This is a genomic window from Rickettsiella endosymbiont of Dermanyssus gallinae (assembly GCF_019285595.1).
Taxonomy (GTDB): domain Bacteria; phylum Pseudomonadota; class Gammaproteobacteria; order Diplorickettsiales; family Diplorickettsiaceae; genus Rickettsiella_B.
Genome location: NZ_CP079094.1, coordinates 741,353 through 768,175 on the forward strand (window position 1 = coordinate 741,353; position 26,823 = coordinate 768,175).

23 protein-coding genes are annotated in these 26,823 nt (G+C 40.5%); 12 read left to right on the forward strand and 11 right to left on the reverse strand.

Going from position 1 to position 26,823, the window contains the following annotated elements; genetic code table 11:
• Positions 1 to 15: 15 nt before the first annotated feature.
• Together smc and KX723_RS03780 are read right to left on the reverse strand one after the other, a co-directional pair.
• Complete coding sequence (gene smc, locus KX723_RS03775; protein WP_218814735.1) at positions 16 to 3,546, reverse strand: chromosome segregation protein SMC; 3,531 nt, start codon at positions 3,544 to 3,546, stop codon at positions 16 to 18.
• Positions 3,547 to 3,698: 152 nt separating this feature from the next.
• Positions 3,699 to 3,989: a glycine zipper 2TM domain-containing protein gene (locus KX723_RS03780; protein WP_218814736.1), complete on the reverse strand. Its 291-nt coding sequence runs from the start codon at positions 3,987 to 3,989 to the stop codon at positions 3,699 to 3,701.
• 140 nt (positions 3,990 to 4,129) lie between these two features.
• Here KX723_RS03780 and dut point away from each other — a divergent pair, with 140 nt between their 5' ends.
• Positions 4,130 to 4,585, forward strand: a complete 456-nt coding sequence (gene dut, locus KX723_RS03785; protein WP_218814737.1) for a dUTP diphosphatase — start codon at positions 4,130 to 4,132, stop codon at positions 4,583 to 4,585.
• 56 nt (positions 4,586 to 4,641) lie between these two features.
• Here dut and KX723_RS03790 read toward each other — a convergent pair whose 3' ends face one another.
• Positions 4,642 to 5,226 carry a hypothetical protein gene (locus KX723_RS03790; RefSeq protein ID WP_218814738.1) on the reverse strand — a complete coding sequence of 195 codons (585 nt, stop codon included), beginning with the start codon at positions 5,224 to 5,226 and terminating at the stop codon, positions 4,642 to 4,644.
• A gap of 643 nt (positions 5,227 to 5,869) precedes the next feature.
• On the opposite strand from KX723_RS03790, the gene KX723_RS03795 reads away from it, so the two are divergent.
• Entirely contained in the window at positions 5,870 to 6,595 is a 726-nt protein-coding gene (locus KX723_RS03795; protein WP_218814739.1) for a hypothetical protein, read from the forward strand.
• Here KX723_RS03795 and KX723_RS03800 read toward each other — a convergent pair.
• From KX723_RS03800 to gatC, 7 genes are all read right to left on the reverse strand, one after another.
• Positions 6,576 to 7,562 (reverse strand): CorC family transporter, encoded by a 987-nt coding sequence (locus KX723_RS03800; RefSeq protein WP_246562536.1) that lies wholly within the window; start codon positions 7,560 to 7,562, stop codon positions 6,576 to 6,578. The genes KX723_RS03795 and KX723_RS03800 overlap by 20 nt on opposite strands.
• Entirely contained in the window at positions 7,543 to 8,016 is a 474-nt protein-coding gene (gene ybeY, locus KX723_RS03805; RefSeq protein ID WP_218814952.1) for an rRNA maturation RNase YbeY, read from the reverse strand. The genes KX723_RS03800 and ybeY overlap by 20 nt, the downstream gene beginning before the upstream one ends.
• Positions 7,982 to 8,965 carry a PhoH family protein gene (locus tag KX723_RS03810; protein WP_218814740.1) on the reverse strand — a complete coding sequence of 328 codons (984 nt, stop codon included), beginning with the start codon at positions 8,963 to 8,965 and terminating at the stop codon, positions 7,982 to 7,984. Before KX723_RS03810 ends, ybeY begins: the two co-directional genes overlap by 35 nt.
• Complete coding sequence (gene miaB, locus KX723_RS03815) at positions 8,962 to 10,287, reverse strand: tRNA (N6-isopentenyl adenosine(37)-C2)-methylthiotransferase MiaB (RefSeq protein ID WP_246562574.1); 1,326 nt, start codon at positions 10,285 to 10,287, stop codon at positions 8,962 to 8,964. Before miaB ends, KX723_RS03810 begins: the two co-directional genes overlap by 4 nt.
• Before the next feature lie 134 nt (positions 10,288 to 10,421).
• Positions 10,422 to 11,885 carry an Asp-tRNA(Asn)/Glu-tRNA(Gln) amidotransferase subunit GatB gene (gene gatB, locus KX723_RS03820; protein ID WP_218814742.1) on the reverse strand — a complete coding sequence of 488 codons (1,464 nt, stop codon included), beginning with the start codon at positions 11,883 to 11,885 and terminating at the stop codon, positions 10,422 to 10,424.
• The gene (gene gatA / locus KX723_RS03825) at positions 11,885 to 13,339 is read right to left on the reverse strand and encodes an Asp-tRNA(Asn)/Glu-tRNA(Gln) amidotransferase subunit GatA (RefSeq protein ID WP_218814743.1); all 1,455 of its coding nucleotides are present in this window, start codon (positions 13,337 to 13,339) and stop codon (positions 11,885 to 11,887) included. The genes gatB and gatA overlap by 1 nt, the downstream gene beginning before the upstream one ends.
• Positions 13,340 to 13,355: 16 nt before the next feature.
• The gene (gene gatC, locus KX723_RS03830; RefSeq protein ID WP_218814744.1) at positions 13,356 to 13,643 is read right to left on the reverse strand and encodes an Asp-tRNA(Asn)/Glu-tRNA(Gln) amidotransferase subunit GatC; all 288 of its coding nucleotides are present in this window, start codon (positions 13,641 to 13,643) and stop codon (positions 13,356 to 13,358) included.
• A gap of 133 nt (positions 13,644 to 13,776) precedes the next feature.
• On the opposite strand from gatC, the gene KX723_RS03835 reads away from it, so the two are divergent.
• The 3 genes from KX723_RS03835 to mreD are packed head-to-tail and all read left to right on the forward strand — an operon-like array spanning position 13,777 to position 16,201.
• Positions 13,777 to 14,817: a rod shape-determining protein gene (locus KX723_RS03835; protein ID WP_218814745.1), complete on the forward strand. Its 1,041-nt coding sequence runs from the start codon at positions 13,777 to 13,779 to the stop codon at positions 14,815 to 14,817.
• A gap of 18 nt (positions 14,818 to 14,835) precedes the next feature.
• On the forward strand, positions 14,836 to 15,708 hold the full coding sequence (gene mreC / locus KX723_RS03840) for a rod shape-determining protein MreC (protein ID WP_218814953.1): 873 nt from the start codon (positions 14,836 to 14,838) through the stop codon (positions 15,706 to 15,708).
• A gap of 7 nt (positions 15,709 to 15,715) precedes the next feature.
• Positions 15,716 to 16,201 (forward strand): rod shape-determining protein MreD, encoded by a 486-nt coding sequence (mreD, locus tag KX723_RS03845; protein WP_218814746.1) that lies wholly within the window; start codon positions 15,716 to 15,718, stop codon positions 16,199 to 16,201.
• 43 nt (positions 16,202 to 16,244) lie between these two features.
• Here mreD and KX723_RS03850 read toward each other — a convergent pair whose 3' ends face one another.
• Entirely contained in the window at positions 16,245 to 17,345 is a 1,101-nt protein-coding gene (locus KX723_RS03850) for a hypothetical protein (protein ID WP_218814747.1), read from the reverse strand.
• Between the two features lie 924 nt (positions 17,346 to 18,269).
• Between KX723_RS03850 and KX723_RS03855 the strand changes: the two genes are divergently transcribed.
• From KX723_RS03855 to tldD, 7 genes are all read left to right on the forward strand, one after another.
• Positions 18,270 to 18,515: a hypothetical protein gene (locus KX723_RS03855; RefSeq protein ID WP_218814748.1), complete on the forward strand. Its 246-nt coding sequence runs from the start codon at positions 18,270 to 18,272 to the stop codon at positions 18,513 to 18,515.
• A gap of 1 nt (position 18,516) precedes the next feature.
• Positions 18,517 to 18,723 (forward strand): hypothetical protein, encoded by a 207-nt coding sequence (locus KX723_RS03860; protein ID WP_218814749.1) that lies wholly within the window; start codon positions 18,517 to 18,519, stop codon positions 18,721 to 18,723.
• A 194-nt stretch (positions 18,724 to 18,917) separates the two neighbouring features.
• Positions 18,918 to 19,985: a glycosyltransferase family 9 protein gene (locus KX723_RS03865; RefSeq protein WP_218814750.1), complete on the forward strand. Its 1,068-nt coding sequence runs from the start codon at positions 18,918 to 18,920 to the stop codon at positions 19,983 to 19,985.
• 80 nt (positions 19,986 to 20,065) lie between these two features.
• The gene (locus KX723_RS03870; RefSeq protein ID WP_218814751.1) at positions 20,066 to 20,830 is read left to right on the forward strand and encodes a glycosyltransferase family 2 protein; all 765 of its coding nucleotides are present in this window, start codon (positions 20,066 to 20,068) and stop codon (positions 20,828 to 20,830) included.
• 9 nt (positions 20,831 to 20,839) lie between these two features.
• On the forward strand, positions 20,840 to 22,066 hold the full coding sequence (locus KX723_RS03875) for an O-antigen ligase family protein (RefSeq protein WP_218814752.1): 1,227 nt from the start codon (positions 20,840 to 20,842) through the stop codon (positions 22,064 to 22,066).
• 171 nt (positions 22,067 to 22,237) lie between these two features.
• On the forward strand, positions 22,238 to 25,243 hold the full coding sequence (locus tag KX723_RS03880; protein ID WP_218814753.1) for a YhdP family phospholipid transporter: 3,006 nt from the start codon (positions 22,238 to 22,240) through the stop codon (positions 25,241 to 25,243).
• 126 nt (positions 25,244 to 25,369) lie between these two features.
• Entirely contained in the window at positions 25,370 to 26,818 is a 1,449-nt protein-coding gene (gene tldD / locus KX723_RS03885) for a metalloprotease TldD (protein WP_218814954.1), read from the forward strand.
• The last annotated feature ends 5 nt before the right edge of the window (positions 26,819 to 26,823 follow it).

The following is a 26,823-nucleotide window of genomic DNA, read 5'->3' on the forward strand; positions in this document are numbered from 1 at the left end:
TAATAAATTGTAGACTTAAGCGGATGCAATGGCTATCGCTTTCTCAATATCTACGGTAACTAAGCGCGATACGCCAGGTTCATGCATCGTAACGCCGGCTAAATGTTGTGCCATTTCAATAGCGACTTTATTATGGCTAATAAAGATAAATTGTACGTCAGTAGCCATTTCTTTTACCAGTTTACAAAATCTAAGCACATTGGTGTCATCAAGCGGCGCATCTACTTCATCCAACATACAAAAAGGCGCTGGGTTGAGTTGGAAAAATGAAAATACCAACGCTGTTGCGGTCAGCGCTTTTTCTCCACCCGATAATAATTGGATGCTGCTATTACGCTTTCCTGGCGGTTGCGCCATGATGCAAATGCCGCTACTCAATAAATCAGGATCTTGAAGTTGTAATGACGCTTCGCCACCAGAAAATAAACGCGGAAATAAGTCTTTAAAATTCTGATTAATTTTATCAAACGTTTCTTTAAACCGACTGCGTGTTTCCTTGTCCATTTTTTGGATGGCTGTTTTTAAGGTTTCTAATGCTTGTTCTAAATCGTGATGTTGTGCATCTAAATAGATTTTTCGTTCTGAAACAGATTGGTGTTCTTCTAAGGCGGCTAGATTAACTGCGCCAATTTGTTCAATATGGCGTGTTATTTCCCTAAGTTGTGTTTCATAGTTTGAAATATCAGCTTCATCTGGTAATTCGTTTAGTAAGGTTTCTACTTCATAGGCTTGTTCGTGTAGTTGTTCTTCCAGCGTTTTAGCACGCACGCGTAATTCTTGGCATTGCAGACGTCGCTGTTCTAGATCATCACGATCCAGGCTAAGATCCGTTTCTAAGCTTTGTGTCTGTTGTTCCTTGCGCTTCAAACGTTGTTCAATATCTTGAAGTATTGTTTGGCTTTGTTTGAGTTCGCTTGCTAGCGTATGACGTTGTTCGCTCAGGGAATCCAGTTGCTGTTTTATCGTGAGTAAGGGATTTTCTGCGCCTTCAAGTGTTTGCTGAAGATGCGAAACACGTTCTTTTAGCCGTGTTTGTTGCTGCTGTAAGCGTGTAATCGTTTCTTCTAGCGTTTTAAATTGATGTTCTGCCGTTTGTTTACGTAGTTCGAGTTGATGGCGTTGGGTTTCATCCGTTTTCGCTTTTTCTGCCGCTGCGCTTAATCTTTTTTGTAGTTGGGCTTTATTTTCAAGTAAAGCTTCGCGTTGTGGCTGTACTTCATCGAGTTGTGTTTGCGTGCTTATTTGATCGTGTCTGACTTGCTGCCATTGTATGTCCATTTCGTCGCATTGTGCTTTATTTTCTTGTAGTTCTTGCTGGATACGTTGCATGCGTTGTTTTGCCTGCGATAACCGAGCTTCTTTGACTTGATGGCGTGCTTTTAAATCCGCTTGACAAGACATCACTTCGCTTAATTGTTTTTGCTTTTCTACTAATTTTTCTTCTAGTTCTTTAAGCTGTTTTTGTTTAGCGGTGTAATCGGTTTGTTGTGTGTCAATTTGTGCTTGAAGCGCATTCTGTTCTTTCTTTAAAGTATTTATTTCACGCTCACGTTGTAAGAGTCCTGTTTTAACCGTGCTATTGTTACTCAAGCTAAGCCAATGATTGCCTAAACAAACACCTTCGCGGGTAATAATAGACTCATAGCCTTTTAATTGTTTGCTGTGTGTCAGTGCTTCTGACAGCGTTTCGGCGACATAAACGCCCGCTAATAAGTTATCAAGTGGCCAAGGCGCGGTTAATTTTGTACTCAGTCGCGGCAGCGGGAGTTGCGATTCAAATTGCAATGAGGTGTGTTCACACGGCGTAGATTTTGCCATCAAACTAACGGAACTGTCAGGTAGTGATTGCTGGAAAAAGTCGTCTAAGGAGTCGCGATCAGTGAAACAAACAGCTTGTATATGCTGATTTAAAGCGACTTCTACCGCGCGTTCCCAGCCGGTTTCAACCTGTACTAATTGTGCAAGACGAGGGTGTTCATTTAAGTTATGTTTTTTTAGCCAAGTCAGCAGTGATTCTTCACGCTGTCCTAACGCTTCTTGTTGTAACGCCATTAAAGAAGCGGTATGTCCCTGATTTTTTTGCAGTTGGCTTTTACAATGATCTAATTCTTTGGCTAATTGCTGCAACGCTAAGCGTTGTGCATTAATTTGTTGGGTGGTTTGTGTTTGTTCTAATTGAGCATCGGCTTGTTTTTGCTGAGATTCGGTTAACGCGACAGTCAGATCGGCAATATCTTTATCGTTGCTCAAAACTTGATTCTGTTCCGTTTGTTCTTGCTCTAATCGTTCAATGCGTTTTTTTAATGTTTCTGACTGTTGTTGATAGTGTTGATGTTGCGTTTGTGCAACACGATTTTGCTGTGTTAATTGCGCAACATGCGCTTGAAATTCTTCCCATTGTAATTGGCAATTTTTTAAGTCTTGTTCGCTTTGTTTTAAGGCGGTTTGACTTTCTGCTGTGGTTTTTTGAGCGGCAGTCCAGTCTTTATGTAAGATCGCTATCTCTTGATTCAAGTGATTTTGTAGGGCTTGGTTTTCTTGCGATTGTTGATCTAAGAAAATGTTTTTTTGGCTGAGCTCACTTTCTTCCTGTTGGTTTTGTTTAAACTGCGCGGTTTGGCTGCGTAGTTTTTCTTCTAAACGCGTTATTTCATTACCTAATTCATAATAACGACTTTGCAACACATCACAGTCTGTTCTTATTACATTTTGCTGATCGCGATCCTGGTTTAACTCTTTTAGTAGCGTTTGTTGCTGACCCTGTGTTTCATTAAGCTGTCCCTCGGTTTCAGTAATAGCAATTAATTGGGATTGTAATTGATTATTCAGTGTTCGATAGCGCAGTGCTTGAAGACGGGCTTTGAGTAAGCGTTCTTCCTCTTTAAGGTTTTTATAACGTTCCGCCGCGTTGGCTTGACGTTGTAAATGTTTAGCTTGTTTAGCGAGCTCTTCTCTCAGATCATTTAATCGATTTAGATTTTCTTGCGTATGTTCTAGCCGGTTCTCCGTTTCGCGGCGTCGTTCTTTATATTTGGAAATTCCCGCCGCTTCTTCTATATAGGCACGTAATTCATCGGGCTTTGCTTCTACCACTCGTGAAATCATGCCTTGTTCGATGATGGCGTAGCTTCTAGGGCCTAGGCCAGTGCCTAGAAAGATATCTCGTATATCGCGACGTCTACAACGTGATCCATTGAGATAATAGATGGATTGGCCTTCTCGGGTGATTTCACGTCGTATAGAAATTTGCGCATAACTACTATATTTGCCGCCTAGGCTACCATCAGAATTATCAAAATTGAGCTCAATGGCGGCTTGGCCCAGGGGTTTACGTGTGGTACAGCCATTGAAGATGACATCGTCTAGGGATTGACCGCGTAGTTGTTTCGCAGAGCTTTCGCCCATCACCCAGCGAATGGCATCGATAATATTTGATTTTCCACAGCCATTGGGCCCTACAATTGCCGTTAAATTGCTAGGAAAGGCGAGGGTCGTTGGATCAACAAATGATTTGAATCCCGCTAATTTGATACTTTCTAAACGCATAGTAAGCCAAATAGTGATTTTAAGCTTCAAAGTATAGCATTTTCAGTAAATTCAGCGATACGGTTGTAAAGAGGGGGATGGAGAGAGGGGTAGTGTTCAAGCATGTGCTAGGTTAAAAGCATATGCTTGAACGACATTGAATCCCTTTTAGATTATCGAACAGGATAGTATCTACCGTCTTGACCACGATAGTAGCGTACTTGTTGTTGATTATTGTTGCTGCCACGCGCTAATGAGCTACCTGCAACAGCACCGATACCTGCGCCAGCGATGGTAGCGACGGTTCGACCTGTACCGCCACCGATAGTGTTACCTAAAAGACCACCTACAGCAGCACCACCTAATCCACCGGCAACAGCACGTTGGTCAGGTGACATACTGTCACAAGCTGTTAACCCAACGAGGGCAACGCCGATTAATAGAAAAGAATTGAATTTTTTCATAATTTATTCTCCACGAAGAAAAAAAATGCTGTATTTCTATTCACTGTCTGTATAAGAAAAGTATAGTAGGGGAGGGGCTATTTGCCAGATAGAGGGTATAATCTAGCGGGCAAAACCATGGTCTAAAAGAAGGAAATTGTATGAAAAATATACAGCTTAAAATTCTAGATGCGCGTTTAGGACAAGCTTTCCCATTGCCCGCTTATGCCACGGATGGGTCGGCAGGCCTCGATTTACGCGCCTGCCTGACAGAAACAGTCCAATTGCTGCCCAATCAAGTGGAGTTGATTCCCACCGGATTAGCCATGCATATTGCACAGCCGGATATGGCGGCGGTTATTTTGCCACGTTCGGGTTTAGGGCATAAAAATGGCATTGTATTAGGTAACTTGATAGGTTTAATCGATTCGGACTATCAGGGTGAGTTAAAGATTTCTTGCTGGAATCGAGGCAAAGATAGTTTTGCTATTCAGCCGGGGGAGCGCATTGCTCAGCTGGTTTTTGTTCCTGTGGTCAGAACGCAGTTTGAGATTGTTCCTGAATTTATTGAAAGCGAGCGTGGGCAAGGCGGATTTGGTCATTCAGGTGTGCAATAAAATAAAGCATACAAGTCACTTGTATGCTTTATTGCTGATACATCTGGTCTTTTAACTTATGACCGTTGTGTTGCCTGGCGTTTTGTGACTTGTTTAATAGGTGTAAGTTTAGGTTTTTTACATTTGAAGAAACTACTATCGTTATTACTTTGACGCATATCTTTACTTAATCGTTTTTTACGGGTTATAGGTGCCTGTTTCAGAGGGATATCGGATTTATTTCCGATAGCATTTAATTCTTGCCCGCTATTTACTAAATAGCGAGTAGATAAAAGGATATTATATGTTTTATAGGATTCATAAATCGTCATGCTTATATTTTCAAGGGTGTTTAATATTTTTTTATCACATAATAGACGCATTTCGATGTTAGGTAAGCGTTCTTTTTCTGCTCTTAGGCATCTAAGGCGTGTTTCATAGGCGTTTAATACGCTTAAGCAAATAGGGTAAAACTCCTCCGGATTTGAATCGGTTCGGTTTAGAACCATGCTATTCCAATCTAAAGCAGCTAAATGATCAAAAGCTTCGGCAAGAATATTAAATATTAATGGTTGTATATGATCTTCAGGTATTTGATGACTTGCTAGGCGTATACTATGGGTTTGAATGTATTGGTTATGTTTGATTAGTTCCTTCGTCAATTGCTTTAGGGAGTTTCTTTCGGTATGAAAAAAAATATTATTTTCATTTTGTTCATTGAACGAGGGTTTATTTGCTAATATTTTTTTAATTTAACAAAATTTTCTATGCAAGTGAGTCGTTTGGTTAATATAGTTTTTAATTCTCTATTTTCTCTATATAAGTTAATACTGTGTGTCATATTTTTTCTATAGCTATCTAGTAAGGGATTGATTATTTTTTTATAGCATGCTTCTTCAGGTGTTCTAGTTAAGATCATTTCTTCTATGGGTAACACGAAGTTGTTCCAGTGGTTAACTATTTTTTTTGTAATATTATTTTTATGCATATTTGTTAAGTAAGATGATTTAAATAGTTTAATTTATAATTGAGATTTTTTTGTTTTTTCTATGTGGCGTAGAAAATATTATGATAGCACAGAGCTTTTAATGTAATTAAACCTTAGTATTAGCCGCGAGAAATAGAAGTAGAAATTTTTTAGTTTAAAGATGCAATTGATGTTATGGGGGTCAACTTAAGGGTTGTTTAAGGATTTGTCAGTACCATGAGTTATCTCTATATTGACAGATAAAATTGACAATGCCTCATCAAAGCTTGAGTGATTGCTCGTCGTCTCAATTAAACGAGGACGAGGTAGATAGCAGCATGTTAGCAGCGGAAGAGGCAGTAGCAATGTTTCAAATGCGAGCAAGCGCAAAGTTTCAAGCGTGCGCAGAGAGCGTGGCAGTCAAACCTCAATTGCCGAATGAGGCGATTGCCGAACAATCTTGTTGTGAGGAAGAAGAGGAAGCCTTTCTAGAGCCATCCTATCTTTCTTTCAAAATAGCATTCGTAGAGGCGCGTTATGATTTAAAGTGTGCAGAGCAGACGTTAAAATGTTTAAGGGATACCTATCTTAAAGAAAAAAATCTTGAGTTAGCGGCAAATGCGAAGGGTAAAGGTGATGAGGCTTATAGGCGATTCGTATGGTATAGAGAAAAGCAATTCTATCCGATGCTTCGACGTTATAGGGATGCTCGCAAAGCCTACTTTAAAGCCTTTATTTCAAGGAAAATTAATTGGTTAAAGAATTTTTTCTATACAATTAAAGAAATCGTTGAACGGTTTATTATAAAGCCAATAAAAAATATCCGGGCAAAGATTAACGCTTTTAATAAGCCGGTATCTCATGCGCCTGCAGTGCATTACGACGGAGTAGCCGCTTATATTGAAAAAGAAAAGGAGAATGGAAGCGAAGATCAAGCGCGTCTTAAACACAAAGAAGCTTTTAGCAGTCTGCATTCTCCGTTAAAAAAAATGCAGGACAGACTAGAAAATAAAAAAGAAACGATTGAAATTTCTGCTAACACGATTAGGTATCGTTGTCGCTAGTGACTTGTAATAAACGGATTTGACGATTATCGGCACGCAATACTTTAAAATGTAAAGGTGCTAGCGTAATGCTAGCGCCACGTTTGGGTAGGTAGCCAAAACGGTTGGCGATAAATCCACCAATGGTATCGAATTGTTCGGTTGTAAAATCGGAAGAAAAATAATGATTAAATGCTTCAATCGGCATGAGTGCTTTGACTAAAAATTGATGTTCTGTTTGTTTTTGCACAAAAATTTCTTCGTTATCATCATATTCATCTTCAATCTCGCCCACAATCTCTTCGAGTACATCTTCAATGGTGACAAGTCCTGAAACCGCACCATATTCATCTACCACAATAGCCATGTGATAGTGTTTATGTTGAAATTCTTCGAGTAAGCTATCTAAGCGTTTACTTTCGGGTATAAACACCGCAGGACGTATAATATCGCGAATATTAAAGTTATCTTGATGTGCAATCTGCGCACTTGAATCTTCGGCTGTGTTGCCGCTCAACTCGCCATCCTCATGTATTTTAATACACTCCGGTGGCTTCGTTTTCGCGGCGCCTTGCCGAAAATCCAATTGCTGTGAGTGCACTAGAGGATTATATTTAAGTAAATCTTTTGCAAGTAATAATCCAATGACTTCTTTATTACTATTGCTAATAACAGGAAAACGAGAGTGGCCTGAATCTATCACAATCGGTAAAAGTTCAGGTAGGGAGGTGGTGTCTGAGATAACGGTTATTTTAGCGCGTGGAATCATGATGTCGCGTACGTGACGATCCGATATTTGTAATACACCCTCTATCATTTTTAGTGCTTGTGCATCCAGTAATTTACGTTGTTTGGAGGTGCGTAGTTGCTGGACTAATTGCTCTCTATTTCTAGGGCCGCGGGATAATATTTGATTAAACCGTTTTAACCAGGAGGAGTGACGATTTTTTTTTCTTTGTCGTTTATCGTCAGAGATAGGGGTTTGCATAACCTAGTTCCTGTAATAATTGAATTTCAAGTGTTTCCATTTTAGTGGCATCTTTTTCATTTGCATGATCATAGCCGATTAAGTGCAGACAGCCGTGAATCACTAAATGTGCCCAATGCGCTAAACGTGTTTTTTTCTGTTGTTTGGCTTCTTGATTAACAAGACCGGCATAAATTACTAAATCACCTAATAAAGGCGAATAAATTTCAGGCGGTGGTTCAAAAGGAAAAGATAAGATATTCGTCGGTCCTTTTTTATGACGAAAAGCTTCATTGAGATCCGTGCTTTCTTTTTTGTCCACCAATCGAATGGTAATTTCTGATAAGCGTGTGCGATTAATCAGCGCCTTATCGACCCAACGTTGAAAATAATAGCGCTTAGGAATAAAAGATCGGCGCGTCATGTTTTGTATGGCGATTTTAATCTGCTTTTTTTTGGGTTTCGTATTGGGCATAAGCATGTAATATGGCTTGTACAAGAGAATGTCTGACGATGTCGGGTGAATCAAACTCAGTAAAGCTAATACCCTTAATACCTTTTAAAATAGCTAATGAGTGGCGTAGACCGGATTCTACACCGCGTGGTAAATCAGTTTGTGTAATGTCGCCGTTAATGACGACTTTAGAGTTAAAGCCTATACGTGTTAAAAACATTTTCATTTGTTCTTTGGTCGTATTTTGTGCTTCATCTAAAATAATAAATGCATCGTTGAGTGTACGGCCGCGCATATAAGCTAATGCAACGACTTCAATAATATGTTGTTCTACACATTGTAGCACTTGTTCAAAACCTAACATTTCGTTGAGGGCATCATAGAGAGGCCGAAAATAAGGATCGAGTTTTTGTGAAAAGTCGCCGGGTAAAAAACCTAATTTTTCGCCTGCTTCTACAGCGGGTCGTACCAAAATAATACGACTAATTTTTTCTTTTTCTAAGGCGGCAACCGCACAGGCAACTGCTAAGTAAGTTTTTCCTGTTCCAGCGGGTCCTAAACCAAAACTAATATCATGACTTAATATATTTTTTAGATAGAGTTCTTGATTAGGGCTGCACGATTTAATCTTTCCCTGCCTTGTGTGTATGATGACTTCAGCCGGCGAATTCGTTTTTTCTGGCTCAGCGCTATCCGTTTGTAGGGTTTGCAAGACTAAGTGAATGTTATTAGCGGTTAATGTGGTTTTACCCTGTGTTTCTTCATACAGATGATGTAAAACTTTAGCGGCTACTTCAACAGATGGCGTAGGGCCATTAATTTGAAAGTCGTGGCCACGATTATAAATGGAAACATTCAGCTGCTGTTCAATTTGACGTAAGTGCTGGTCAAAGGGCCCACAAAGATTCGCTAAACGGTGATTATCTTCGGGGCTAAGTTGAAAACTGTAAGGCTCTGGTTGAGTATTCAAGCGATTACTAATTCTCCTCGTAAAGAGTTTTTCAAGACCTCCGTAATCGTGACAGGAACAATGTGTCCTATTAAGCGAGTATTACCCTTAAAGTTCACGACACGGTTATTTTCTGTACGCCCTTGCAGAACATTGTCGTTTTTCTTAGAAGGGCCGTCTACCAGTATTTGTCCTACCTTGCCAAGCATCGTTTCACTGATAGCCCCTCCTTGAAATACTAGGAGATTTTGCAGAATCTGTAAACGTTGCTTCTTGGTTTCTAGGGGTACATTATCGGGGAGCTCGGCGGCGGGGGTGCCGGGGCGGCGGCTATAAATGAAACTGAAGGAGTGATCAATGCCCACGGATTTAACTAAATTGAGTGTGGCTTGAAAGTCATCTTCGGTTTCCCCAGGGAAGCCAATGATAAAATCAGAAGAAATACTAATGTCGGGTCGTACTTTGCGTAGTTTGCGCATTTTGGACTTAAACTCTAGTGCGGTATAGCCTCGTTTCATCGCTGCTAAAATGCGATCTGAGCCACTTTGTACCGGTAGGTGTAAATGGTTAGCTAGCTTTGGGATATCGGCATAGGCTTGGATTAATCGCTCAGAAAAGGCCAATGGATGTGAGGTGGTAAACCGAATACGATCAATGCCGTCTAAAGCCGCTATATAGCGTATAAGATCTGCCAAATCAGCCAGCCCACCTTCGTGACGCGGACCTTGGTAATCGTTAACATTTTGACCTAATAAGGTAATTTCACGTACACCTTGTTCGCTCAGCGCCACCACTTCTGCCAAAACATCATCTAAAGGACGGCTAATTTCTTCACCACGTGTGTAGGGAACAACACAAAAACTACAATATTTATTACAACCTTCCATGATAGAGACAAAAGCGCGCACGCCTTCTGCACGCGGTGCCGGTAAATGGTCAAATTTTTCGATTTCCGGGAAGGAAATATCCACAATAGGGCGTTTTTGTTCTAAAACGTGGTCAATGAGTTGGGGTAGGCGGTGTAGTGTTTGTGGGCCAAATACGATATCCACATACGGTGCGCGCTGACGAATGCCCGCGCCTTCTTGACTAGCGACGCAGCCACCCACACCGATAATCACGTGCGGATGTCGATCTTTTATTTTACGAAATTTACCGACTTGGGAAAATACTTTTTCTTCCGCTTTTTCACGAATAGAACAGCTATTTAACAACAGCACATCGGCTTCGCTAGGATCTTTGGTAAGGGTTAAGCCATGAGAATGATGCAACAGGTTGGCCATGCTATCCGAATCATATTCATTCATCTGGCAGCCATGGGTTTCAATGTACAATTTTTGCAGGCTACTCTTCGCACTAGAATTTTCGGCTGTGTTCCCGCTCAATTCGCAATCCTCATGTATCATGTATACACTCCGGTTGCTTCATTTTCGCGGCGCCTTGCCGAAAATCCCATTGCTGTGAGTATATAGTCATATTATGAATCTAGTTTTTGTTTAAGTAAGTTATTGAGTTGTTGTGGATTTAATTTTCCGCCGGATACTTTCATCACTTGGCCGACGAAGAAGCCATAGAGCTTATCTTTTCCAGCACGATAATCGCTCAGTTGTTGCGGATGTGCGGCTAACACTTCATCGATAATTTTAGCAATCGCAGCTTGATCCGTGACTTGGCGTAACCCTTGTTCTTGAATAATATCATCCGCTGTTTTTTTACTTTCCCATAACGCCGAAAAAATGTCCTTCGCAATTTTGCTAGAAATTGTATGATCCGCAATACGCTGTAATAAGCCAGCTAATCGTTCTGCCGCTACAGGAGACTCGCTGATATTTAAATTATCCTTGTTTAATGCAGCAGAAAGTTCGCCCATGACCCAATTGGCCGCTAGTTTCGCAGGAATGTTTTGTTGAGCGACACGTTCAAAGTAATCGGCTAATTCACGGCTACTGGTGAGTAAGCTGGCATCATAGGCACTGAGTTCATAGGCTTCTTGAAAGCGTTGGGTTTTTTTATGCGGTAGTTCAGGTAATGTTTGACGTAGACCGTCTATAAAATCAGTGCTTAATCCCACAGGGCATAAATCGGGATCAGCAAAATAACGATAGTCGTTCGCATTTTCTTTACTACGCATCGTGCGTGTTTCCTGCTTATCGGAATCATACAAGCGCGTTTCTTGTTGGATAGTGCCACCGTTTTCTAACACTTGAATTTGTCTGTCGATTTCATATTGAATGGCTTTTTCAACAAAACGAAATGAATTCAAATTTTTAATCTCTACACGTGTTCCTAAGGGGCCATTTTCCCTGCGTACCGAGACATTGGCATCGCAACGAAAAGAGCCTTCTTGTAAATTGCCATCACAAATTTCTAAATAACGTACCAATGTATGCAATGTTTTAAGGTAGGCGACGGCTTCTTTGGGTGAAGCTAAATCGGGCTCTGAAACGATTTCCAATAAAGGGACACCGGCACGATTGAGATCGATGCCGCTCATGTCTTCTAATCCTTCATGGATGGATTTGCCCGCATCTTCTTCTAAATGTGCACGTGTAATACGAACTGATTTATGTTCACCATTCTCTAATTCAATCGTTAATTGCCCGTTTCCTACAATAGGATGTTCATGTTGGCTAATTTGATAGCCTTTAGGCAAGTCAGGGTAAAAATAATTTTTTCGTGCAAAAACAGAATAGGATGGAATATTAGCTTCAATACTTAAGCCAAATTTAACCGCCATGTTAACCGCTTCCGCATTGAGTACGGGAAGTACGCCGGGTAAGGCTAAATCAATAGGGCAGGCCTGTGTATTGGGATCAGCGCCATAGGCGGTCGCAGCGCCTGAAAACAGTTTCGAGTGTGTGGCTAATTGTGCGTGGACTTCAAGTCCTATAACAGGTACCCATGATGTTTCTGGGCTATTTTTATAATCAGCGGAAGTCATTATTTAAAATTCTCCGGTAGTTCTTTATGCCAATCAGTGATTTGTTGGTAACGATGCGCAACATTGAGTAGTTTTGCTTCTGTAAAAGCCGGGCTAATCAGCTGCATACCCACTGGAAGTCCATCGCTAAAACCGGCTGGAATGGATATCGCCGGTAAACCAGCCAGGTTAACGGCAATCGTGTAGATGTCAGAAAGGTACATGCTGACAGGATCTTTAGTTTTTTCACCTAATTTAAAGGCAGTGCTGGGTGTGGTAGGCCCGATTAAAATATCTACCTGTTTGAAGGCTTGTTCAAAGTCTTGAATCATCAAGGCACGGATTTTTTGTGCTTTTATATAATAAGCATCGTAATAACCAGCCGATAAAACATAAGTGCCCATTAAAATTCGTCGTTTTACTTCATCGCCAAAACCTTCGGCACGTGTTCTCTCATATAAGTCACGCAGATCTTTGGGGTTACTGCAACGGTAACCATAACGTATGCCATCGTAACGCGCTAAATTTGAGGAACATTCAGCAGAAGCAATAATATAATACAGCGGAACGACGAGATGGCAGTTCGGTAAGCTGACGGCATGGATGCTGGCGCCCAAACTTTCGTAGTGTTTAATGGCCTTTTCTATACAGCTGGCTATTTTGGGGTCCAGATCCGCGGAAAAATATTCTTTAGGTAAGCCAATTTTCAGGCCTTCTAAAGAATCGTTCAGTGACTGCGTATAATCCGGCACCGGTTCATTCATGCTAGTTGAATCTTTTTTATCAAAACCGGCCATCGCATTCATTAATAAGGCGGCATCTTCTGCGGTTTGTGTCATCGGGCCAGCTTGATCAAGACTCGATGCGAAAGCAACAAGACCATAACGTGATACACGCCCGTAAGTGGGTTTTAAGCCGGTAAGATTGCAAAGCGCAGCCGGTTGTCGAATAGAACCACCTGTATCGGTGCCGGTTGCAGCGGGTGTTAGCCTGGCCGCGACAGCCGCACTTGATCCGCCAGATGAACCACCTGGTACACGTGTGAGATCCCAGGGGTTTTTTACACAGCCATAAAAACTGGTTTCATTGGATGAACCCATGGCGAATTCGTCCATATTGGTTTTGCCTAATAAAACAGTGCCCGCTTGCTTGAGGGTGGTGACTAAGCTGGCATCGTAAGGCGCAATGAAATTATCGAGCATTTTAGAGGCGCAGCTGGTTTTAATACCATCCGTGCAAAAAATATCTTTGTGCGCAATGGGAATACCCGTTAATGGGCCTGCAATGCCTTTGTTATAGTGTTCATCGGCACGATCCGCTTGTTGTAAGGCTTGTTCAGCCGTGACGGTAATAAAACTGTTTATCTGCGGATCATATTTTTTAATACGAGCAAGAAAATGTTCGGTAAGCTCTCTACTGGATATTTTTTTATTTTTCAGAGCAATCGATAACTCAGTGAGTGTCGCTGTGTGCATGTAATTAATCTCTTCGTTATTCTATAACTGGTGGTACGCAATAAAGGCCTGATTGAACTTGTTCGGTGAGTTGCTGTAAGCGATCCCGCTGGTTGGTTTCAGTGACTTCGTCGCTGCGCAAACATTGTGGAACGTCAAAGCAATGTGCAATCGCTTGAATCGATTCAGTCGCGACAGCGTCCATTTGGCCGGCTAACTTAAGAATCCCTTGTAGATTTTCCAAGTAATGGGCCGCTTCTTCATTATCGATTTTTAAGCTAGCTAATTTAGCTACTTTATTTACGTCATCAAGTGTTATCGTCATTTTTTAATTAAGTTGCTATAAAAAAGTGCATATTATACTCCCATACTTGCATAAAATCTCCCCTATTTGCTAAAGTGCTACAGCGCACACTATATTGTGTAGTTAGACGCTTCTAGAGATAGGTACCCACTTTATGCTAAGCAAATTCCGCGGATTATTTTCTAAAGACATTTCCATTGATCTAGGTACAGCAAATTCCTTGATTTATGTGCGTGGCGAGGGGATTGTGCTGAATGAGCCTTCCGTCGTTGCGATTCGTATGGAGGAAGGTAATCAACGCTCTGTACTGGCGGTGGGCTGGGAAGCTAAACGCATGTTAGGCCGTACGCCCGGTAACATTAATGCCATTCGTCCTTTAAAAGACGGTGTTATTGCCGATTTCTTCGTGACAGAGAAGATGCTTCAGCATTTTATTCATAAAGTGCACCAAAATCGTTTTTTACGTCCCGCGCCCCGTATATTGATTTGCGTTCCTTGTGGTTCAACGCAAGTAGAGCGGCGAGCCATCCGGGAATCAGCCTTAGGGGCTGGTGCAAGGGAAGTGTATTTAATTGAAGAGCCAATGGCGGCGGCTATCGGTGCCGGGATGCCCGTGGATGAAGCACGTGGTTCTTTGGTGGTTGATATCGGTGGCGGAACAACAGAAGTTGCCGTGATTTCTTTAGGTGGCGTGGTGTATGCGCAATCCGTACGTATTGGTGGTGATCGATTTGATGAAGCGATTGTTAATTATGTGCGACGTACCTACGGTAGCTTAATTGGTGAGCCCACCGCGGAAAGAATTAAACACGAAATTGGTACTGCTTTTGCATTGCCTGAAGTGCGTGAAATGGAAATACGGGGACGAAATATTTCAGAAGGTGTTCCTCGAGCGTTTGTATTGACGAGTAATGAAATTTTAGAAGCCTTACAAGAGCCACTTTCCAATATTATCGGTGCTATTCGTACCGGCTTAGAACAGACGCCGCCTGAATTGGCCGCCGATATTTCAGAACGCGGGATGGTATTAACCGGAGGAGGCGCTTTACTGCGAAACCTCGATCGCTTAATTGCTGAAGAAACAGGTATGCCAGTGGTTGTTGCGGAAGATCCTTTAACCTGTGTTGCGCGCGGCGGTGGGCGTGCACTAGAAATTATTGATGAAATGGGTGGCGGCTTCTTAGTCAAAGACTAATAGGGATTTGTCATTAAGCTGTTATTTAATCAAGGAAGAACCCCATTATGGTTACGTTTGGGTTTCTTCATTGTTTTATCGATAGTATTACTGCTATTAGATTATCACCATTATCTTCCTTCGCTGCGTCGCATCTTAAATAATGCCGCAGCGCCTCTACAGTATGTCATTGATGCGCCGCTTCGCCTCTTGAATAAAGTGGATCAAAGTGTCACAACACAAAGCGTATTACGTACCGACAATATAAAATTACAGTCACAGCAATTATTTCTTGAAGCAAAATTACAACGCTTTGATGCCTTAGAAAGTGAAAATAGGCAACTAAGTCAATTATTATCGGCGTCTGAACATCTAAAAAAACAACGCATAGAATTAGCACGATTATTGTTGGTCAACGCTGACCCGTTACTGAATGAAGTGCTTCTCGATAAAGGACAGAACGATGGTGTTTATATAGGACAACCCGTTATTGATGCCGATGGTATTATGGGACAAGTGATCAGCGTGGATTTATTAACCAGTCGCGTGTTGTTACTAACAGATTTTCGCAGTGCTATTCCTGTGCAAGATGTACGTAGCGATGCTAGAGGTATTTTAGTGGGTAGAGGACGCTTAGCTAAGTTAACATTGCGGGATACACCGGGTACGGTAGATATCAAAGTGAATGATCTTTTAGTGACATCCGGTTTAGGTGGGCATTATCCACCGGGTTATCCAGTCGGTCTGGTTAGTTCTGTCAAGGTGAATGTTGCTACACAATTTGCCAGCATACAAGTGACGCCGAGTGCACAATTAAATCGTAATAGACCTGTGTTGTTGATTTGGTCTGATAAATCCGCAGGTGCTGCTGCAAAAGTGGCGCCGCCGCACTCCAAAACACTTAAAAAGTAGGTATCTTATGAAACCGCTTTACTTCTCTACGTATTTGCTGCTTATTTTTAGTTTTGTTTTCGCAGTCATGGCAAATATTGTGCCTTTAACGCCAACACTGGCATTAATTTATCCCTTATGGTTACCGCTGATTTTAATTTATTGGGTGATGGTTTTACCTGAACATATTCATTTGACCTTAGCGTGGAGCTTTGGCTTAATTATTGACGTACTACATGGCAGTTATTTGGGCGAACACAGTCTTGCATTATGCGTGATTACTTTTTTAGCTTATCGTTTTCATTTGCAATTTCGTATGTTCCCTCTAACACAACAAATGTTGTTCGTTTTTATGTTGTTGCTTATTTATGCCGGCTTGCTTGCTTGGATTCAATCAATGCTTAAGGTAACGATTCAGCTTCGTTGGTTATGGGTTTCTTTAATTGTCAGTGCGTTTATGTGGCCAGTATTACAAAAACTACTAAGAATAAGTCCCATCGATATGCGGCATTAAAAATACCGCATAAAGTGGCTATTAGTGATCACGTCTAAGTTTGTTAGCTTAGACGTGTTGATATCTGAGGCTCCGCGGGGTTATTAACTGGCTCTTCTTGTATTATCGCCACCGCCGCTATTTTATCTGCCAGATCCTGAGCGGGAACAATTTGATTTAAATGAAAAGGTTGACGCGTCACAGGATCATGTCGATGCCCATCAGGTCCTGCAGGAAGTTGCAAGAGTTCAACTAAGTCATAGTTCTCATTTGATACCGCTAGGGTAGGGTTAGGTAATCTAACTGGAATCTTTAAGCGCCTTGAAAGTAAAATCGGGGACGGTTCAATATCGCCTAAACAGGAACTCATTAAGGGATCATCAAGGTTTTTTTCAAGCGTTTCTCCAGGTGAGCATTTTACAATATATTTCCGTAACGCTGTAGAAAAACTAGACATGTGGTTTAGAATAGATTCATCGATTTTGGTACAATACTGCTCTGTATATTGATCCGATGTAAATTTAGCAAGCAAATCTGCAATGTTTTTTACCATCAGCTTGTAACGTTGCATAGCAACGCCGCGAAATGCGGGCTTACCCTGGTTGCCAAAACCTTTTCCAGTTATTGTAATAGAATCACTAGCGTATGCTGCTGGACCGTAATGCGCAAAGAGCGGATCACGCCTCACTATTTCTTTTAATTCGCTGAGTAATAATTCTTTAAATATTATAAGTTTTTCCCTGGATATAGCACCGTAGTTTATGGGTTGTAGAAAAAAGTTATGCGCGTTACTACTTGTTTGATCTGGCTGACCTAAAGTGATACCTAAATAATTCGCATCGCCCAATGTTTTGGCAGTAAGCGGAAAGATACCGTAATTGTTCAAGCATGCTAGTGCTTCAGAAGGTGATACAGCCGCTAAAGTAGGTTCAGTTTCTACAAAAGAATCAAACGAGCAAGAGGTTAAATAGGCACTTTCCCCTCTTGCGCTAATCATCTCCGCTGTCTTCTGATAGAAAGACAGCGTTGTTCCACCAAGGCCTCCCAGATGTAGAAAAATAGGAAAGCGAACATCTGCAACGCATAGGGCACGGTATCGTGAAATATTTCCAGGAACTGATCTATCATTTATTCTGCCAAGTAATATGACTTCTTTAATACCCATTTTTTTAAGGTATTTAGAACAGCAAACCCCATGCACTTCTCAATAAAGGTGCTGATGTTTGCTTCAACACTGTTCTGATTAAAAAGTGGCTCAAAAGGGTCAAGCTCTATGTATGTTTTGTGGTACAAGCCGAGATATAAGTCTATAAGGGTTTCTGTCTTTATTGGCTTACCTAGGTTTTTATTATATTTCATTATTATTTTAGCCCTTTTTAAGTTGGGGGAGTTGAAAGAAAGATCCATGCCAGGTGAAAATTTGATTCACTTCTTTATCCTTTGCTAATTACTGACTAACACCCAGGATTATACATGAACTACACAGAGTGATTTATTCGTTTTTTTGAACATTGGGTTGTATTATTATCAGCGATTTGCCACTCGTTTAGCTTAGGTATAAAACAGCTTGCTTTAAAAATTTTAGCTAACAATGCAGTGTGTAACTGTTTTATAAGTTGTGAGGAAACCTTTGAAAACTTGTGAATAATGCAATCTTTTGCTAAAGTTGTTATACGTGTTTGTATAAAACAATGTAAGTAAAACTACACTCACAATATGTAGTTGCCATAAAAAAAATAAACACTACATTTGGTGGTTGGTAATAGAGTGAGTTCAGACTTATGCATTGAAACCTTTCTAAAATATAAATTAGCCGAGTACAGAAAGGAACTGATTACTTAGTTAAGCTTCATATCTAATTCTTGAAAACAAAAGCTAAAAAATATATTCACAGCAATAGGATTTTTGGCAACACAGCAAAAAATTCAAGTGCGAAGCGTATTAAGCGTAAGTAACAGGGATTGTGTTATCAAAACTAAAATAATGCTTTAAGCCAGATAATTATAATTGCAGATCATAAAACAAGTTAAACGATCTGAAAATGGCAAGTTTATACACAATCTGAAGAAAATGGTTCCAAGGGGGTATTATGTTTGGTAAAGAAAGTAATAAGCGAAGTCTATCTACGCATTCGGGAAGTACAACATTTAAACAGCGTATTGCGCCTAAAATAGCCGCGCATATTCAAGAGCCAATTGTTGTGCGTATCACAGGGGAAGATACCTGCTTAAATGCATGGTTAATCGAAAATTTAAGCACCATTTCACCACTTCATATCACTTTGTCAGCTAGAGGTGCGCAGAGGCCTGGCAAGTGTTACCGAAAAAGGGCGTAATATGAGTAAAGTAACGATTACACTGAGCGATGGTACAAGTTTTGAACATGACTTTGCTTGTAATCATCCTTATGCGGAAATGTTTCAAATTATTCGTGAGATTATTGGAATAGATTCGCGTGTTAAATGGTTTAAAGATTTAAAAGACGAATTTTATAATATACAATGTTTTGGCGATGTGAGAGTAGATATCTCAAAGGATAGCTAGTTTATATTTTCGTCCTTTGCGCATAAGCGCATAAAGTTATTATCGTCATTGCGAGCGCGTAGCGCGCGGCAACCCAGTAATAGGATTTAATTTTTTCCTGGATGGCCACGGCCTTCACGTTCGTTCCGGCCTCGCCATGACGTGTGTTTATTTTTATGGATAAAATTCACTCAGGAAGGGTTTTAATTATTTGCATGCGCCGCATTGGCGATGTTTTGTTGGTGACGCCTTTAATTCGAACGTTTAAGCATCATTGGCCCGATGCGCAAATCGATGTATTAGTATTCAAGGGTACAGAATCTATTCTGGCTAATAATAAGGATATACGGACTGTTATTTCCATAGAAGAACGTCCTCACTTTTCTTCCCATTGTCGTTTAATAAAAAAGATTTTCCGTGCTTACGATCTTTCAATCTCCACCTTACCGAATGATAAATCAACACTGTATGCTTTTTTTGCTGCGCATTATCGTGTGGGTATGCTAAGTGAGGATAAAAGCCGATGGTGGAAATCGCGTTTGCTTTCCAAGGCAGTCGAGTTTGATAATTTATCAACCCATACCGTCGTAATGAATTTACGGTTAGCAGAAATTCTGCAATTAACGCCTTCCCTTGAGATTGTATTAGCTTGGAATGAACAAGATGCGGCGCGGGTTGCAAACTATATTGACGTTGCTGATCAAAAAATGGCTGTATTACATATTATGCCCAAATTTTCTTATAAAGAATGGGTGCTGCAAGGGTGGTTACAGCTGGCACATTGTTTGCAGATGCGTGGTTATACCGTTGTTTTTAGCGGCGGGAATACCAAACAAGAAAAAAAAATAGTCAGCGAGATACTTGCGCATCTAAAAGGTAATGCCATTAATACGGTGGGATGCTTCAGTTTAAGCCAGCTGGCATTTTTATTACACCATAGTCAACTTTATATTGGTCCTGACACCGTTGTGACACATATGGCAGCCGCTGTAGGTATACCGACAATAGCCTTATTTGGGCCGACTAATCCGGTAAAATGGGGGCCATGGCCAAAAGCATGGAACTCATTGAGTAATCCGTTTGTTCATAAAGGATCGCAACAAAGAAATAATGTGTATTTAATTCAAGGCGTGGGTGGTTCCTGTGTGCCTTGTTTTCAAGAAGGTTGTGAGCGACATACAAAAAGTCGAAGTCGTTGTCTGGAAAATTTAACCGCGCAACAAGTGATTGCGGTTATTCAACAGTTAACGGATACGGTACGAGAGCCTGTAGCAGTATCTTAAAATAAGTTTGTAAAAAGCACTGGGTTTTCGCTTAAGTCTGGTGTATTCTTTTTTTCATCTTCACCCAGCATTTTTTACTAATGCAATTAAGTGTCATTATTATTAGCAAAAACGCGTCCAGCGATATTCGCTTTTGTCTGGAGTCCGTTAAATGGGCAGATGAAATTATCGTATTGGACTCACGTAGCACAGATAATACACTGGAAATTTGTTCAGAATATACACCAAATGTTTTTTCCACCGATTGGCCTGGGTTTGGGGCGCAAAAAAATCGCGCTTTAGCCAAAGCACAAGGAAAGTGGGTTTTATCGATTGATACGGATGAGGTATTGAGCGAGGCGTTAATCGTTGAAATAAAGCAAATTATTTCTAACTCAAAAATTTGTCAGGATGCCTATAGTATAAAGCGAGTTTCCTATTTTTGTGGAAAGAAAATTCATTATGGCGATTGGGGTAATGATAGGATCGTGCGTTTATTTAAAAACCATCTAAAGATTCAGTTTAGCCCCGTGCCTGTGCATGAAAAAATCGTCAATTATCATCATTTAGGCTATCTGAAACATTTTATTTTTCATCAGACTACTAAAAATATCAGTCAAATGCTGATTAAGTTAGATAGCTATTCAACATCCGGCGCGCAACTTGCGTATCAACGTGGTAAAAAATCCAGTGTGCTTAAAGCAGGTTTGCATGGCGCGTGGTGCTTTATTCGCGGTTATTTCATACGTCTAGGTTTTCTGGATGGGCGAGAAGGATTTATATTAGCTGTCTCCAATGCCATGGGCGTTTTCTATCGCTATGTAAAATTAATTTATTTATATCAAGCACACGCTAAAGAATTATAGGAAATATTCATGTCTGCTAGTACCCTTGCTACAAAGATATCGGGTCTTAAGAATAGTTTTAAGCACTTAAGTCAAATTTTTGCCATTATTACAGCTTTTGTTTTACCGTTGTCAACGGCCGCACTGGAAGTTTTTTTTATCGCCAGTGTTGTTTGTTGTCTCCTCGCAGGGGATTGGAAAAAACATGCTGAAGTGTTACGTACTAATCGTATGGCATTGATGTTTATCGTTTTTTTCTCTTTATTTATAGTGCGTATCGGCTATAGCGTTGCCTCATGGTCAGAAGAACTATATACCTTAAGTAAATATAGTAAGTTTCTCTTAGGATTCTTTTTATTTTCAGTTTTTAGCGATGAAAAAACACGTTATTATGCGTTTTTTGCTTTTTTATGGGCTGCAACCCTAACTTTATTATTTTCCTATCTTAAGTTTTTTGGTTGGGATATTTTGCATCGCTTTAGTGGCGATTCAGGTGTTTTTAAAGATCATATCTTTACGGGATTCTTGTTAGCATTTACCAGTTATGCCTATTCTTTACTGGCATTTTTAAATAAAAAATGGCGTTTAGTTTTTATTGTTTTATTTTTACTTGCGTCATTTAACGTATTATTTATTAATCTAGGCCGATCGGGATACGTTGTTTTTTTCAGCTTACTTTTATTGTTAAGCTGGCAGAAAGTTTCCTGGAAGGGATTTAGTGTGGCTTTATTGCTGTCTGTTTTTTTATTAGGCGGCACATTGCTATTACCATCACATTTTAAAGATCGTTTTTTTACAGTACACCAAGAAATTCAACAATATGATAAAGGGAAAGAGAATACCTCAACCGGCTTGCGTTTAAGTTTCTATAGGAACAGCCTGCAGTTATTCTCTAAACACCCTTGGATAGGTACAGGCACAGGTAGTTTTACTAAAGGCTATGCTTCAGTCGCTAAAGAAAATGAATGGCTAACCAAAAATCCACATAATGAATATTTGAATATCGGCGTTCAATTTGGGTTATTAGGTATTATCGTGTTATTAGCTTTATTTATATCGCATTGGCAGCAAAGTTTTAGGTTGTCTTGGTTTGCGAAAAATTTTGCGCAAGCGGTGGTCGTCGCTATAGCGGTAGGTTGTTTATTTAACTCCTGGTTGCTGGATGTGACCCAGGGAACATTCTATGTTTTCTTTACGGCATTGTTATTTAGTCGCGCGGCTAATAATTGTTTAGAGTTTGAGCAAGGGATAGGCTGAAAGGTCTAATTTTAATAAGTTTACTCGCTTAATAAAGTATTTTTTTAAAAATACTTTATCTGTGTTAGATTGAGCATTCGATTTTTCCTCAGCATTTTCTACACTAGCGTTAAGACTAGGGTTCATAGCAATATAAACCGAATTAGGTTGTCATCATTTTGTTGTGCGCGCATGAAACATTTGTTTTTTTCACTCTCTCGTTTTGCGGTGGTTTTTTTAGCCAGTAGTTTGGTTTTTATTGCGCTGGTTGTCGTTGTGGGTCGACTTTTAACGCCTTTTTTAAATCACCAAACGCAAACTATTGAACATTTTACGGCTGATTTATCGCATAAACCGGTACAGATCAAGCAATTCTCAGTGATTTGGCGGGGGTTACGACCCGTTTTACAGGGCGAAGACGTTACTATTTGGAATGATTCACGTACGCAGCCTCTATTCCAGATAAAACAATTAGATGTAGGTATTAATCTTTTAAAAACGCTTCTAACAGGCCGTATTAAATTAGGTGAAGTGAGAGGTCTGGGTACCGAATTAGTGATTCATCAAACAAAAGATAATCAATTCACCGTCAATGGGTTTAATGCCATCTTGGCTCAGTCTGATAAGGATCCCTCTAATGACATTAATGCACTCTTAGGATGGTTATTAGAGCCACAATTAAGTTTGCAAGATATAAAATTAACCTATTATCCGGCATCGGGCGAAAAATGGCCTGAGATGCAACTGAGTGCAGCGATAGAAAATAAAAATAATCATCATTATGTAAGCGCACAATTAGAATCTATAGGAACAGAGCCAGAGAATTTAACGTTAATTGCTGATATGACAGGATCAGCAGAAGCTTCGCTAAATAATATAAAAGGCCAGTTTTATCTTGAGGGACACGCCGTTTTGCTCGATAGATGGATGGCTTTATTATCAAAAAAATATATCATTCAACAGGGTGTTGCTAGCTTTAAACTCTGGTCAGATTGGCAGCAAGCGCATTTTACTAAGATACAGGCTTTAGTCACACATACTGAAAACAGTGTTGTACAGATTGCCGGACAACCGCCTCTTACCTTAATGCCTTTTTCTGCCAATATAGAATGGCAGTCCGCATCTGATAACAACTGGTCTGTTAATGCCATTGTAAAAAATTTAGGTTTTTTAGCTTGGAAAAAAATACCGGGCGTTAAAGGGTTAAATGCGTATGCCCATATCACGCCGACTTCGGGAATTTTTGTTACGCATTCAAGGGATTTGGATGTAGATTTTAAGAAACTATTCAAAGCACCCATTCACCTTGATAGTTTATACAGTGAGTTAAATTGGCAACGTACAACGGATGCAACCTTAATAAAAGTAACAAAATTTTCTGCATTTAACGCCGATGCGTCGGCGAATGGACAAATGGGTTTATTAATCCCGGCAAATGATACAAGCCCAAAAATTAATTTGTTAGCGCATGTTAAAACCAAGCGACCTTCTCAAATTGGCGCTTATTTACCATTGCCGTTTGTAGGGCATGAGTTAGTGCAGTGGTTAGATAGTGCCATTATAAAAGGTAAAGGCGATGGTAGTGTCGTACTACAAGGCGCTCTTTCTGAATTTCCCTTCGACAAAAATGACGGTACTTTTTTAATTGATACAACAATTCATAATGCCGAATTGCATTATGAATCTGGTTGGCCAAATTTACAGGATATTAATGGCGAACTGGTTTTTTCAGGCCGTCAAATGCAGATGGTGGTGGATTCTGCAGAAACGTTTGGTGTGGATTTAAAGGATATTCGCGCGAATATCCCATTGATTAAAACACATGTGCAAGCCATGTTGCATATTGCAACGGATACCATTAATACGCAATTAGAAAAAGGCTTGGCTTTTTTACAAGCAACACCTTTAGCAAAAGATATGGGTGGCTTAACAAGCTTAGCGCTGACAGGACCTTTAAAGTTAGCGTTGCAGCTTAGTATTCCATTGGAGTCAGGAAAAGAAAAATTAAAAGTAGCCGGTACAGGTATAACACAAAACGCCAAAGCCAATATTCCTGCACATAACATTCAAATCGATGATTTAAAAGGCCAATTTTCTTTGTCTGAAACGGGTGTGCAAGCCCAAAATTTAATGGGCTTACTCTGGAATAAACCGATTAAAATTGGTATTCAATCGGTACCTAAAACACAGTTAGCTATTAACTACGATGGTATTGATACCTTATTGAGCCCGGAAGGAAAAGGTTGGCGATTTTTGATTAATAATAAAACAGCCAAGGGTAGTGTCTTAATTCCTAATAATAAAGATCAGGCTATAGAAGCAAATTTTGATTCGCTTATTTTAGGTTCCGAGTCATCTTCACACAGTGATTGGAGTTTTAAACAAATTCCAGCGATTAACTTGAACGCTAAAGATGTTCGTTACAATGAAATGGATTTTGGCAAAGTACAGTTAAGATTACGTCCCGTTTTAGCGGGTATTGCCATTAGAGGATTACAGGCAGGCAATACGAGTTATCATTTAATAGCCAATGGTGTTTGGCATAGACAAGAAAATAAAAAAACTGAATTCATAGGACAATTAGATAGTCCTGATTTAAGTGGTTTTTTACGTAGTTGGGGATTACCCGCTAGTATTAGCGCTGAGCAAGCGCATATTCGATTCAATTTGCAATGGCCAGGTGCGCCCTATGACGTCAATCTTGCTAGACTACAGGGTAGTTTTTCTTTTAATGCAGCGAATGGTCAGATTGTTGATATTGGATCCAGTGCAGAAGCTAAACTTGGTTTTGGTCGATTGCTAACTTTTTTAAGTTTGCAAAGTTTAGGTCGACGTTTGCAGTTAGATTTTAGTGATTTGCAGGCAAAGGGTTTTGATTTTACTAGCATGCAGGGACACTTTACTTTAAGGGCTGGCAATGCGATTACACGCGATGTCACTATCGAAGGGTCTGTCGCAGCGATTAGTATTGTAGGGCGTGTTGGATTGCAGACTAAAGATTATGATTTAAGGATTAAAGTATTACCGCATTTTACATCGAGTTTACCCGTCATCGTCGGTTTAGCTGGTGGTCCTATTGCCGGGGCTATTACTTGGGTTGCTAATGCAGTATTGGGTTCTACGGTGCAAAAAATTGCGGAGACAAGCTATCATATAACCGGATCTTGGGCGAAACCAAACATTCAAAAAAATACTTAATTTTAGCGCATTGAAAATTCAATTGAGAGATTGATAAGGTATAAAAAAACAGCATGCATGCTGTTTTAAAATTAGCAGCTATGCGTATGAATTGCATCCTATTGCCGGCTACGATAGGATGTAATGATGAGCAAAAATAATCTTATACTTGCCCGCCAAGTTTTATTAGAGCCAGCGGGTCTTACTGAAAATCAGTTACAAACCGTTCTAAGTCAGCTACTCAGTCCAGCGGTGGACATGGCCGATCTCTATTTTCAAGCAACACAATCAGAGAGTTGGGTGCTAGAAGATCGAATCGTTAAAAATGGTAGCTTTAATATTGAGCGGGGCGTGGGCGTGCGCGCCATTAGCGGTGAAAAAACCGGCTTTGCTTATTCGGATGATATCATCTTACCTGCATTACAATCAGCCGCTAAGATGGCGGCAAGTATTGCGGGCAGAGGGCAGCATGGCCGCATGAATGCTTGGCAGAAGAAACCCTTAATTAACCCCTTATACCAGCCCATTGACCCCACCTTATCCTTGAATGAACGTGAAAAATTAGACTTATTACGACAAGTAGATGAAGCGGCGCGGGCGATGGATCCGCGTATACAACAAGTTAATGTGAGTTTGGTGGGTGAACAAGAAACCATATTAGTACTCAATAGCGATGGCTCGATGTCAGCGGATATTCGGCCTTTAGTTCGTTTAAATGTCAGTGTGATTGCTGAAGAAAAAGGTCAACGCGAGCAAGGATTTGCTGGCGGTGGTGGGCGAACGGATTATCATTATTTTATACGCGATAATATTGCCGTTGATTTAGCCAAAGAAGCGGTTCGGCAAGCCATTTTAAATTTAGAAGCAGTGCCAGCACCCGCTGGCACGATGCCGGTTGTATTAGGACCTGGTTGGCCGGGCGTTCTATTGCACGAAGCGGTAGGTCATGGTTTAGAAGGTGATTTCAATCGTAAAGGAAGTTCTGCTTTTACAGGTCGGATTGGTGAGCGTGTCGCTTCACCTGGTTGTACCGTGGTAGATGATGGCACATTACCGAATCGACGTGGTTCACTCACGATTGACGACGAAGGAACGCCTACTCAGCGAACCATACTGATTGAAAAAGGGATTTTAAAAGGGTACATGCAAGATAAACTTAATGCGCGTTTGATGGGAACGCAGTCTACCGGTAATGGTCGTCGAGAATCCTATGCTTGTCTCCCTATGCCGAGAATGACCAATACGTATATGCTGCCCGGACCTTATGCGCCGGAAGAGATTATTGCTTCGGTTGATAAAGGCATTTATGCCGTGAATTTTTCCGGTGGGCAGGTTGATATTACATCGGGTAAATTTGTATTTTCAGCTTGTGAGGCCTATTTGATTGAGAATGGTCGAATAACGCGCCCTGTTAAAGGTGCTACCTTAATTGGCAATGGACCAGAAGTGTTAACTCAGGTTTCGATGATAGGTAATGATCTAAAACTTGACAGTGGCATTGGTAGTTGTGGAAAAGAAGGGCAAAGTGTTCCTGTTGGCGTGGGACAGCCTACTTTGAAGATAGATACACTAACCGTGGGTGGTACCGCAACTTAGAAAGT